Here is a 12,814-nt window from a genome sequence, read left to right as displayed (position 1 = left end):
AACAAGTTATTCCAATATGAGTTAACCAATCCCAAGTGTCAAATATTTATTATGTAATTTAACAACTTGCTCTTTAAGAAATACCAAATCTTGATTGTTATCAATCACATCATCCGCTTTGGCTAATCTGCTATCACGATCAATTTGGCTGGCAATAATAGCTGTTATTTGTTCAGTAGAAACTTGATCCCTTTGTGAGGCGCGATTTAATTGAGTTTGATAAGGAACATCAACGACTAACACACGATGACAATATTGCTCTAAACCATTTTCAAGCAGTAACGGTGCCGACAAAATAACATACGTAGAAGTTGCCTCGCTAAGTTGTTTTAATAAGGCCTGCCTAATTGCCGGTTGCATTATATTATTTAACGCGACCTTATCTTTTTCATTCGTAAAAATAAGTTCACGTAATTTAGCTCGATTAAGCCTACCATCTGATAATAAAACGTCTTTGCCAAAGGTGTTAGCAATTTGCACTAAAACTGGCGAACCAGGCTCAACAACCTCTCGTGCAACCACATCTGCATCAACAACGGTAACACCAAATTCAGCGAACATATCGCTGGCGGCCGTTTTCCCGGAGCCAATGCCACCAGTTAGTCCGATAACAACCGGAGCCGTGGATAATTTTAGATTAGAATTGCGGATCGTATTTGAAGTCACATATCAACCTTTGCTGGTTATAACAATGACAGGTAACCGTTTAGCATTTCATCACCCCAAAGCATGGTTAACCAACCTGCAATGGCTAAATAAGGGCCAAACGGAATTTGAGAGTTTTTGGTTTTATCCCCAAAAGCCATCATACTTAAGCCAATTACTGCACCGACCGCAGAAGATAGCAGAATCACCATAGGTAACTTTACGATACCCACCGTCGCACCAATGACCGCAAGCAATTTAAAGTCGCCAAAACCCATGCCTTCTTTACCGGTTAGGAGCTTAAAACCCCAGTAAACAAACCATAAACTTAAATAACCTGCAGCGGCACCAATGATAGCCCACTTCGGCTCTAAGAATACGTTCCAAACCGACGCCATTAACATTAGCCATAATAACGGTAAAGTAAGCTGATCTGGCAATAACATTTTGTCGATATCAATAAATATCAAGCAAACAAATACCCAAGTTAATAACACTAAAAAGACAGTCTGGAGCGAATAACCAAATTTTACCGCAACAATCGCAGAAGCGACTGCAGTCAGTAGCTCGATAGCTGGATAACGTATTGAAATTGGGTTCGCACATGAGCCACATTTACCTTTTAGTAGTAAATAGCTCAATACTGGAATATTTTGCCATGCTTTTACTGGTGCGTTGCACGATGGACAGTGTGAGTCGGGTTTCACTAAGTTGAACTGTAAGTCTCGTTCAGATTGCTTTTGAGATTTTTTCGTGTTTTTTAACTCGTCTTCCAACAGTTCTCGGCATTCACACGCCCACTGCTTTTCCATCATTACCGGCAGTCGATAAATGACAACGTTTAAAAAGCTACCAACTAATAACGATAAAATCGTAACAAACGAGATTAAAAAAATATTGGAGTGTTCCAATAAATAAAAAAACTGATCAAACATGAAAAGATCTTCTGCTCATTAATTTATAGAAAAGGGCCGACCATCAATAAAATATAAAGTCGGCAATTAATCGTTATACTGCATTACCCATTTGGAAGATAGGTAAGTACATAACAACAATAAGACCACCAATGATGGTGCCTAGAAATACCATAATAAACGGTTCTATTAGTGCTGTAATACCATCTACAGCGTCATCTACTTCTTGCTCGTATACGTTTGCAACTCGCTCAAGCATAGTGTCTAACGCACCCGATTCTTCACCAATTGAAACCATTTGAGTTACCATATCAGGAAACAGATCCGTTGCGCGCATTGCCACATGCATCATGTTACCCGCCGACACATCCGCTTTAATTTCTTGAATTGCACGCTTATAAACTGCATTCCCCGAAGCTCCAGCAGCAGAACTTAACGCTTCGTGCAATGGTACACCGGCTGCAAAAGTGGTGGAAAGCGTTCGTGCATATCGAGCGATGGCACCTTTATTAACAATATTACCGACAATGGGCGCTTTTAATAACAAGGCATCCATAGAGTCAGCAAAGCGTTTGTTGGTTCTTAATGCTCGTTTAAACAAATAAATCCCAACGGCTATACCGGCAACAACATAAACCCAATAGTCTTGCGCAACTTTTGAGGCAGCAATGGCCATTTGAGTTGGTGCAGGCAATTCAGCACCAAAACTTGCAAATATGTCTTCAAAGCTAGGAATTACATACACCAACAAGATACCCACAACGATAAATGAAATCGCTAAAATCGCGATTGGGTATGTCATGGCTTTTTTGATTTTAGACTTAAGGGCTTCGGATTTTTCTTTATAAACGGCGATTCGATCGAAAATGCTGTCTAGCGCGCCTGACTTTTCACCTGATTCCACAAGATCACAATATAGCTCATCAAAGTACTTAGGCTGCGTTCTTAAAGCGTCTGCGACTGGAGAGCCCGACTGAACGTGCATTAAAACGTCGGTAACGAGCTTTTGAAGGTTAGGTTTTTCGGCCCCTTTGGCGATCATTTCAAGTGATTGCACTAGTGGTACGCCGGCAGTTAGCATAGTTGCTATTTGTCGAGTTAGTACCGCGATGTCTTTGCTATCAACTGGTTTATTACCCGAACCAAATAAAGGTGTTGGCTTTTTACGAACCTTGGTGGGCGTGATGCCTTGTTTTTTTAATAGTCCTTTCGCTTCGGTTGGCGACATGGCGAACATTTCGCCTTTAATTTTACCACCACGGCGATTTAATCCTTCATAAACGTAGGCAATCTGCTTTTTAACGGCTTTTTTCTTGTTGTTATCTGCCATAATTTTCGCTTATTTTCCTTGGTTAAGAGTTTGTTACGCGGTTAACTTCGGTAAGGCTCGTCATCCCAGAGGCAGCCTTAATCAAACCAGACTTACGAAGATTGTTTACACCTTCTGCGTCCGCTTGTTTGGCAATATCTAGTGAGTTACCGCCTTCCATGATAATAGTACGCATTCGTTCGCTCAGCTTTAAGACTTCGTAAATACCCACTCGGCCTTTGTAGCCATTAGTACAATCATTACAACCAACCGGCTTAAACAGCGTCATGGTTTTTATTTGCTCTTGGCTAAAACCTTCACGTATTAGTTCTTGCTCTGGCAGGTCCGTTTCTGGCTCTTTACATTTTGAGCATAAACGACGCGCGAGTCGCTGCGCAATAATCAGTGATACGGAACTAGCGATGTTATACGCCGGCACGCCCATGTTAGCTAAACGCGTTAGTGTTTCTGGCGCTGAGTTTGTGTGCAGTGTCGATAAAACTAAGTGACCAGTTTGTGCCGCTTTAATCGATATTTCGGCAGTTTCCAAGTCTCGGATCTCACCAACCATGATGATGTCAGGATCTTGTCGTAAAAAGGCTTTTAGCGCAGATGCAAAGTCTAAACCGGCCTTCACATTCATTTGAACTTGGTTTATGCCTGATAAGTTAATTTCTACCGGATCTTCCGCCGTTGAGATGTTTCGCTCTGGCGTATTAAGAATATTTAAACCGGTATAAAGTGATACTGTTTTACCTGAACCCGTTGGTCCAGTTACCAAAATCATGCCTTGTGGTTGCTCGAGCGCTTCCATGTACAAACGCTTTTGCTCTTCTTCGTAGCCAAGTACATCAATGCCTAACATGGCGCTTGATGAGTCAAGGATACGCATTACCACTTTTTCGCCCCAAATGGTTGGTAACGTACTGACACGAAAATCGATGGATTTTTTAGCTGATATTTTTAACTTAATTCGCCCATCTTGCGGCTTACGCTTTTCGGCAATATCAAGATTTGAGATAACTTTTATACGCGCTGACAGTCGCCCTGCTAACGCTGTTGGTGGTTTTGCCACTTCTGTTAATATGCCATCTACACGAAATCGAATTCGGTATTCTTTTTCGTATGGTTCAAAATGTAAGTCCGACGCGCCTTTTCGAATCGCGTCCATTAAGATTTTATTAATGTAAACAACGATTGGAGCATCGTCTGAGCCACTTTCATCATTAACATTTTCGTTGGTATCTATTGACTCAGTTTCTAAATCGGCCAACTCAAGCATGTCACTTTCATCTACGCCTAAACCTTCTTCAAGTGAAGAAAAGGCATGATGGATCATGGCGGCAAGTGGCCCTGGTTCACACACTACAAACTCAGTTTGCATACCAGTATTAAACTCAAAATCTTCTTGTGCCGATACGTCGGTAGGATCGCTTGTAGCTAAGAATAAAGTTCGACCTTTTTTAGCTACCGGTAAAACTTGATGTTTTAAGGCCAGCTTTTCATTTTTTACATCTTCAGGAATTGTGGCGATATCAAACTGGCTAATATCAAAACGTGGCACGCCAAAACGTTGACTAACAAACAAAACAAGATTTTCCGCCGAGACGATATTCTCAGCAACCAAGGTTTCTGGCATTGAATGGTATTGGCTACGGTTTGCTTTGGCTTTTTCAACGTCTTCATCCGAAATCAGTTGATGGCTTAGTAGCTGTCTAAGCAGTGCACCTTTGTACGTATTTGGCATATCTTAAATAAACTAATCCTGATTATTATTAAATAAGATTATGTAGTGCTTGGCGCTAGGTAGCAACCGTTTCTTAAAAGGAATTAGGGATTTACTGGAATTTTGTACAAATTATAGGTCTAGATTTTAAAAGCTGATTAAAGTAACCAACTTAGGGACAAACAGTTTTAAATGGTTATTTTTAAAAGTAGATTAATGAACACGACTTTTTGCAACTTGTAGTTAAAAAACACGATCAAAAAAGGCCACCGAAGTGACCTTTTGGAACGTAACCTAAACCTTTAGATTAAAGGCGAGGTTGTAGATAGCTTTAACCGATTCGAGGACGGTATTGAGGATTTAGTGTACCGCCAGTTACTTCATAAGAAACGACACCGTTAGTAAGAGTTGCTGTGATAAGTACCGTTTTGGCTTTAAATTCAGTCGGCTCATCTACGCCATCAGTAAATGTAACAGTTATAACGCCTGTAGTTCCTACCCAGCCTAACGTATCGACATCGCCAGAACCACCCATTGCTGTTAAGCTTGTCCAAGCAGCGTTTGTAGCTGGATCAACATAACCGACACTTGTGAAATGGTCTATAGTTGTCGGTAATGCATTATTTAGAGCTGCAAATTCTGCAATCGCATTTTGTAGTGGGCGTAAATTTGACGCTACTGATGTCGTTGCTTCAGTTCGTAAAGTGTAAGACTGGTACTGAGGAACCGCTACCGATGCCAAGATACCGATGATCGCGATTACGATCATTAATTCAATAAGGGTAAAACCTTTTTGTTGACGGTTTTTCATATTCATACTCCTGATATGTATTTTCATGAAATTATTATTGTTTAAAATTGTTTCCATTGTGACTAAGTTAAATGAAATTACAAGAATGAATTTCAATTCAACGTGTTAAACCTCGTATCCAAGGACACTTTTTATTCGTCACTAATAATTTATCGACAGTTTTACTAAATTTGCATCCAACTTACATCAATTGCGAACACGAAAACCAGTCACCGGAATTTTTACACTACTTTGCTACCTAATTGCAAGCCAAAACTGGTACAAAATTTAAGTTCAGTCATTAAATCGCATGGAAAGATCAATTGCATTGATGTGTTTTGTTAAACCACCGATAGAAATATAGTCAACATTTAACGAAGCGTATTGTTTAAACTTCTCTCCATCCATGTTGCCTGACGCTTCTAATTTAACCCGACCTTCTGCAACTTCAACCGCTTGCTTTGTTTGCTCAACGGAAAAGTTATCTAACATCACAATATCAGCCCCAGCGTCGATAGCCTGTTGCAACTCATCTAAAGACTCCACTTCAACTTCAATTGGTTTGCCAGGATTTAACTGTTTGGCTTGACCAACCGCAGCGTGGATACCACCAGCAGCCTGGAGATGATTCTCTTTAATCAAATACGCATCAAATAAACCAATCCGATGGTTTTTACCGCCACCGCAAGTAACGGCATATTTTTGTGCAAGCCTAAGTCCAGGAATCGTTTTTCTAGTGTCTAAAATTTCAGTTTTACTACCAAGTTCTTTTACAAAATTTACGTAGCTAGCTGTTGATGTTGCCGTTGCTGATAGGGTTTGCAAAAAATTTAATGCCGTACGTTCTGCCGTTAAAATTGTGCGAGCTGGTCCTTCAAATGTAAACAAAGTTTGATTCGCTTTTACCTTGTCACCGTCTTGCACTAACCAAGTTATTGAAATGTTTTTATCTACCTGTTTGCACGTTTCGTTAACCCATTCAACACCACAGATGACTGCATCTTGTCGGGTAATCACTTTACCTGATGCCTTGGCATCGGCTGGAATAAGTTGCGCGGTAATATCAGCAGAGGCATCTTGATTATTTAAGTCCTCAAGTAATGCTTGTGACACTTGTAGAGGAATTAACGACTTATACATTTTACGTTCCTAAAATTAACTAAAAAGGTAAGCAATAACAGGGACTGCTTAACGGTTTATTTTTTTCATTATCTACTTTGCAAAGTGCTATGCGTGCTATTTATAAACTATGATCACTTTTATTGACACGGATACCATCTTTAATAACCTTGGCTCAACTGTATGGTGAGCTCATCGCCAACTTGAGAAAAAGACACTTGTTTAAGTGCGCTCATACCAAGCAATATCTGATTTGACTTCATGCCCGGCAAGACAGAAGCGCGAAGATTATTTAATCTAAGCTCCCCTATGCGTAATTGATCAATTTCAGTGCGATAAGCGACGGCTGTGCCATTTGCGGTACCCACTCTTACCGGCTGACCTTTTTGCAAACCAATTTGATTAGCGATAGCTTCAGGCACCGCCACATCGGTTGCTCCGGTATCTAATAAAAACGTTACAGGCTGGTTATTTATATAGCCCGATGTAACATAGTGCCCTTGTCGATTGCGTTTCAGGACTAATGTACTTGTTGAGCCATCTACAAAACTAACTGGCCGTTGATTTGGATTCTGTTGCGATGCGAGTTGATCAGAGAAAAACCAATAACCTATGACTAAAAATAGTATCCAAAAAATAAACGAGAACTGTTTACCGATTTTAATATTGTCATTGCTCATGGTTTTCCCTTTTAATGTAAGTTAATTAAAACCTAATGCCGTATGTAAAAATCTTTTTAGTTATACGGCCTAACTTACTTCTTCGATTTTTTTGCCTTTGCCTTGGCTAATTTTTTCTTATGCGGCTTTTTCTTTTTCGCCGGCACTTTAGCTTCTTTATTTTTAGGCTCTAAACCTGCAATTTTGCGGTGTTTAAAGACTTGATCTGTGTATCGTTCAATTTTTTTCAATACCGGCATTTCGTGCGCTTCGATAAAGCTAATGGCGAAACCTTTCGCGCCTGCACGAGCTGTACGGCCAATTCGGTGTACATAAACGTCTGCAGTTCTAGGCATATCAAAGTTAATAACATGGGTTATATCGTTGATATCTAAACCACGAGCGGCTACGTCGGTAGCAACCAGAACTTTTGCTCGTCCGTTTTTCATTTTATCTATAGCTTTCATACGCTTATCTTGAGGCATTTCACCTTGCAAATAAGTCGCATAAATCCCTTCACTTTGTAACGTTTGCACTAAGGCTTCTAATCGCTCACGTGTTTTTACAAAGATAATTGATTTTTGAACATCTTCTTGTTGAAGGTAATTCATCAACATCGCCACTTTGTGATCGTGGCTGTCCGCTAAGTGTGTCCACTCGACTATTTTGCCTCGTTCCCGTCTCGGAGCGTCGCAATCAATTCGAGCAGCTTCATTTAAAACTTGTTTTGAAAACTCAATAATACCGCGACCTTCTAGCGTTGCACTAAACAACATAGCCTGCTTACGGTTTCGAGATTCTTCCGCAATTCGAGTCATAAAGTTTCTGAAACCCATGTCTAACATGCGATCAGCTTCATCTAAAACTAAGATTTCCACGTTTTCACAGTGAAAGGTTTCAGCATCCATGTATTCCATTAAACGCCCTGGTGTTGAGATCAGGATGTCATTATTTTTCTCAAGAATATCTTTATGGCTACCGTAATTAATACCGCCCGTGATCACGCCAATCTTTAAATCGGTGCTACTACATAAACCTTCAGCAACTTCATGAATTTGATAAGCCAATTCTCGCGTTGGCGCTAACACCATGACACGCGCAAAACCGGGGGCATTGCGTGGGAAGTCTAATAAATATTGTATCGCTGGAATTAAGAATGCGGCTGTTTTACCGGTTCCTGTCGGCGCACTGGCCAATATATCAAGACCTTCTAGCGCTTCGGGAATTGCCGCTTGTTGTACTTTGGTTGGTTTTACGTAGCCTAAAGAGTTAATACCCTTTTCTAAACGGCTGTCTAAATCAAATTCACTAAATGTCATGCAATTTCCGAGTTGTTTACGCTTATGTCTTGGGAACAGACAGAGATTTGCTATTATAGCGGAAATTCTCGCATAACGGATAGCCTAAAATTGACCATGGCCGCAAAACCTAACTTTCGCTTTAAACAATTTAGTATTTGGCACGACAAGTGTGCAATGAAAGTTAGCACCGATGGCATTATTTTGGGTGCTTGGGCGCACATCAACAATGACACCAATCGAGTGTTGGATATAGGCACCGGCACTGGATTATTATCGTTAATGGTAGCGCAACGGCTACATGACCTCACCAATAAGAGTGGACTACCTTTTGTAAGAGTCGATGCCATCGAAATTGATAAGGATGCGGCTTTACAAGCTCGTTTTAACTTTTCGAAAAGCCCATGGGCTAGCTCGTTTAGAGTGTTCAATACTGACGTTTTAGACTGGAGTCATGAGTCGGATCAAAATCGTGATGCTGTAGAGCAAATCTATGACTTAATTATCTGCAATCCACCTTATTTTAGCGACTCGTTAGTTGGCGATGATGCTGCAAGAAATACCGCAAGACATAATTCGGGTTTACCCTTCTCGGATTTAGTCGTTATTGCCAAGCAAAAACTTAAGCCCGGTGGCAGATTTGATTTGATTTTACCGACAACGGAAGCCTCTGTTTTTCTTAATATTGCAGAACAAGCAGGATTTAATAAGCAGGCACTAACTTACATCAAGCCAACGAACAAAAAGCAAGCTAACAGAGTTTTAATTAGCCTAGCATTAAGTGCGTCATTGAGGGAAAACACATTAACAGTGGAAGAGTCGGCAATAACTATTAGAAACGAAACCGGAGAATATCACCCAAGTTTCGTTTCTTTGTGTTATCCATTTTACTTAAAAATGCCAACACTCGTTATTTAGTTGTTATCCTGATTTTGCAACGGGCAATTTCCACACTCATCCTTTTAAACTCAATATCAAACTCTTATCTATTTAATCGCTAGTAAACTTCTGGCATTATTGCCTCACCCCAGAGCGCAGTTAGCTCTATTTTGTTAATCTGTTAACGATAAGAAAATAATATGAAAAAACTCATTAACACCCTGTGTGCATTTGCTGTTGTTTTATGCTCAACGGCACACGCTGAAAAATTAACACTGGAACGCATATATGACGATCCTTCCCTATCAGGCACTGCGCCAAAAAAATTAAAACTGTCCCCTGATGGTCAGCGCGCAACATACATTCAAGCGCGAGAAGACGACTACAACCGTTTTGATTTGTGGCAATACAATGTTGAAACTGGCAAACGTTCAATGCTGGTTGACTCAGAGTCATTGGTATCTGGACCAGAAAACTTATCTGACGAGGAAAAGGCACGTCGTGAGCGCCAACGTATTTTTGGCAAAGGCATTTTGGAATATACCTTCTCTGCAGATGGCTCTGCACTACTATTCCCATTAAACGGTGACATTTTTTACTTCAAACTTGGTTCAAGTAAAGCTAAAAAATTAACTAATGGTGAAGGTTTTGCAACGGATGTTAAGTTCTCGCCAAAAGGCACGTTTGTCTCATTTGTTCGCGATCAGAACTTATATGTAATCGACATTCAAACGGGCAAAACAAGAGCATTAACCACATCGGGTGGTGAAACAACAAAATTTGCAATGGCCGAATTTGTTGCTCAAGAAGAAATGAAGCGAATGACAGGTTATTGGTGGTCTCCTGATGAGTCGACGATTGCACTTACAAAAGTAGACACAACTCCGGTACAAGTGGCAACCCGTAACGAAATATACGCCGATAGCATTAAGCTATTTAATCAACGTTATCCGTTCGCCGGTACTAACAACGTAAATATCGAACTTGGTTTACTTGATGTAACTAAGTCGGAAGACGCGATTCGTTGGATAGACTTAGGCAAAGATAAAGACATTTATTTAACACGCGGTAAGTGGTTACCTAATAGCAACACATTTAGTTATCAGTGGCAAAACCGAGCTCAGCACAAATTAGAGCTTCGTTTTGTTGACCGCCAATCATTGTCTCAAAAAGTCATTATTACCGAACAGTCAGATACGTGGATTAATTTACATGAAGCACTCGTTTATTTAGACGATAGTTTTTTATGGGCGTCTGAGCGTGATGGATTCCAACATATTTATCACTTCGACTATAACGGCAAAGTATTATCGCAGTTAACGAAAGGTGATTGGATAGTTGATTCTTTAGAGGGCTTCGATAAGTCTACCGGTAACGTCTATTTCACGGGTCGAAAAGACACACCTACTGAGCGTCATCTTTATAGCGTCAATTTAGATCAACCTCAAAAGATCACTAAGGTTTCTAAGCGTAGCGGTTTCCATAGTATTACTTTTTCGAAAGACTCTAGTATTTATTTAGATTCATATTCCAACACAGCGCAGCCTACACAAGTGAGTTTGCATAAAGCTTCAGGTGAAATGCTAACTTGGATGGAGCAAAATCAAGTAAACAAAGATCATGCGCTTTATCCGTATCTTTCTGACTGGGTTAAACCTCGTTTTGGCACATTAACTGCTGAAGATGGCCAAATATTGCATTACCGTATTTTTGAACCTCAAGGGTTCAAAGGTAAACGCCCTGTTATCAACTATGTTTATGGCGGACCTCACGCTCAACTTGTGACAAATAGTTGGAGTAGTCGTAACTTTATACTTCAACACTTAGTCCAAAAAGGCTATGTGGTTTTCCAACTTGATAATCGTGGTTCTTACAATCGTGGTAAAAAGTTTGAAGATCCTATTTATAAGCACCTAGGCGAAGTTGAATTACAAGACCAGTTAGTTGGGATGGACTATGTAAAAACATTAGACTTTGTTGACCCTGATCGAATTGGTGTTTATGGCCACAGCTACGGTGGTTACATGACAATTATGAGCATGTTTAAAGCTCCTGATGTATTTAAAGTAGGTGTATCTGGAGCGCCAGTAACAGACTGGACACTATACGATACACATTACACTGAACGTTACGCGGGTCACCCAGGCGTTGATGGCAAAGACTATGATAAGAGCAACGTATTTATGTACGCTGATGGTCTACAAGGTGATTTGTTAATTTACCATGGTATGGCGGACGACAACGTATTATTTACTCACGCAACCAAGCTATTTAAGCACTTACAAGACTTAGGTAAAGAGTTTGATGTTATGACTTACCCTGGCAGTAAGCACAGTATCCGAGGCAAGAAAACAGGCTTACATTTAGCAAAAACAATTGTTCGATACTTTGATAAAAACTTATAACGGTTCCTACAGCTAAGCTAATAAACGAGACGTTCTTACGTAAGTAGCGCAAACCCGCGTGATTAGCGAAGCACTCCTCTTAAAGCCACTAATTTTAGTGGCTTTTTTATTTACTGTCCGTACAGATTATCTAAGTACAGCGGAATTTACTTTCGCCCTCTTCTAGCCTTTAAATATATTCAATAAAAAGGAAAGAAGATGCCTGTTTTAATTACCCTACTCATTTGTTTAATTATCACAATACCGCCAATTGTTTTTGCATCCAATGCTATTCCACACGTCATGTTAGCCAGCACAAAAATGCTTTCATCTTTGCCGAACAATACTTCAGGCTTTTATGTCAGTGAAAAATACGATGGCGTGCGAGCGTATTGGACAGGTAGCCACTTTTTAACTCGGCAAGGTAATCTAATCAATGCGCCAACCTGGTTCACTGAAGCCTTTCCGACTCACGCGCTTGACGGTGAGCTATGGATAGCGAGAAATAGATTTGACGATGTATCTGCGGCTATTCGACGTAAGGTCGCAGATGATAGTGAATGGCGTAACATCAAATACATGGTATTTGACTTACCTATCAATAACCTTGCTTTTTATCAGCGTAAAGAACGACTTCAGTCGATATTTGATTCACAACAGCCCTTCCCTAGTTGGCTTAAACTTGTCACTCATACAGTCTTCGATAATAAAGCTGAATTGTCTAAATACTTTAACCATATCGTCGCTGAATTAGGCGAAGGAGTTATGTTAAACGTTGGTAATGCAACATATGAACGGGGACGAAGCAAAGGCATTTTCAAAGTAAAACCGCTCTACGATGCGGAAGCCGTTGTCACCGCTTATCAGCCTGGGAAGGGCAAATACAAAGGTATGTTAGGCGCGTTGTGGGTTAGAAATAATAAAGGACAAATTTTTAAAATTGGCTCTGGCTTTACGGATAAAGAACGCGAAAACCCACCTAAAGTGGGCGATATAATTTCATATGAATATTCTGGATTTAGTAAAAGTGGATTGCCTAGATTTGCTCGATTTTCGAAGGTACGAACGGATTTAATATCTGAACAATAATA

11 protein-coding genes are annotated in these 12,814 nt (G+C 40.2%); 3 read left to right on the top strand and 8 right to left on the bottom strand.

The genetic code is table 11. The features are described from left to right. Window positions 1-21 precede the first annotated feature (21 nt). From coaE to srmB, 8 genes are all read right to left on the bottom strand, one after another. Entirely contained in the window at window positions 22-666 is a 645-nt protein-coding gene (gene coaE, locus ACZ1GV_RS02055) for a dephospho-CoA kinase (RefSeq protein ID WP_472675029.1), read from the bottom strand. Between the two features lie 17 nt (window positions 667-683). After that, on the bottom strand, window positions 684-1,580 hold the full coding sequence (locus tag ACZ1GV_RS02050; protein WP_472675028.1) for a prepilin peptidase: 897 nt from the start codon (window positions 1,578-1,580) through the stop codon (window positions 684-686). A gap of 73 nt (window positions 1,581-1,653) precedes the next feature. Beyond that, window positions 1,654-2,889: a type II secretion system F family protein gene (locus ACZ1GV_RS02045; protein WP_472675027.1), complete on the bottom strand. Its 1,236-nt coding sequence runs from the start codon at window positions 2,887-2,889 to the stop codon at window positions 1,654-1,656. 22 nt (window positions 2,890-2,911) lie between these two features. Continuing rightward, window positions 2,912-4,615, bottom strand: coding sequence for a type IV-A pilus assembly ATPase PilB (gene pilB / locus ACZ1GV_RS02040; RefSeq protein ID WP_472675026.1), 1,704 nt, complete (start codon window positions 4,613-4,615; stop codon window positions 2,912-2,914). Between the two features lie 310 nt (window positions 4,616-4,925). Then, window positions 4,926-5,405: a pilin gene (locus ACZ1GV_RS02035; RefSeq protein WP_472675025.1), complete on the bottom strand. Its 480-nt coding sequence runs from the start codon at window positions 5,403-5,405 to the stop codon at window positions 4,926-4,928. 273 nt (window positions 5,406-5,678) lie between these two features. Further along, on the bottom strand, window positions 5,679-6,524 hold the full coding sequence (gene nadC / locus ACZ1GV_RS02030) for a carboxylating nicotinate-nucleotide diphosphorylase (protein WP_472675024.1): 846 nt from the start codon (window positions 6,522-6,524) through the stop codon (window positions 5,679-5,681). Between the two features lie 140 nt (window positions 6,525-6,664). Beyond that, window positions 6,665-7,183 (bottom strand): retropepsin-like aspartic protease family protein, encoded by a 519-nt coding sequence (locus tag ACZ1GV_RS02025; protein WP_210560221.1) that lies wholly within the window; start codon window positions 7,181-7,183, stop codon window positions 6,665-6,667. Window positions 7,184-7,257: 74 nt separating this feature from the next. Beyond that, window positions 7,258-8,481: an ATP-dependent RNA helicase SrmB gene (gene srmB / locus ACZ1GV_RS02020; RefSeq protein ID WP_210560222.1), complete on the bottom strand. Its 1,224-nt coding sequence runs from the start codon at window positions 8,479-8,481 to the stop codon at window positions 7,258-7,260. A gap of 156 nt (window positions 8,482-8,637) precedes the next feature. Between srmB and ACZ1GV_RS02015 the strand changes: the two genes are divergently transcribed. The 3 genes from ACZ1GV_RS02015 (at window position 8,638) to ACZ1GV_RS02005 (ending at window position 12,812) form a co-directional block, all read left to right on the top strand. Continuing rightward, on the top strand, window positions 8,638-9,378 hold the full coding sequence (locus ACZ1GV_RS02015) for a tRNA1(Val) (adenine(37)-N6)-methyltransferase (RefSeq protein WP_472675023.1): 741 nt from the start codon (window positions 8,638-8,640) through the stop codon (window positions 9,376-9,378). A 161-nt stretch (window positions 9,379-9,539) separates the two neighbouring features. Beyond that, entirely contained in the window at window positions 9,540-11,744 is a 2,205-nt protein-coding gene (locus ACZ1GV_RS02010; protein ID WP_210560224.1) for a S9 family peptidase, read from the top strand. Between the two features lie 198 nt (window positions 11,745-11,942). Further along, complete coding sequence (locus ACZ1GV_RS02005) at window positions 11,943-12,812, top strand: DNA ligase (RefSeq protein ID WP_472675022.1); 870 nt, start codon at window positions 11,943-11,945, stop codon at window positions 12,810-12,812. Window positions 12,813-12,814 lie beyond the last annotated feature (2 nt).

This window comes from Psychrosphaera sp. HA2-10 (genome assembly GCF_055693745.1).
Note: the sequence above shows the minus strand (reverse complement) of the source record. Positions and strands in the feature narration are given on the sequence as shown.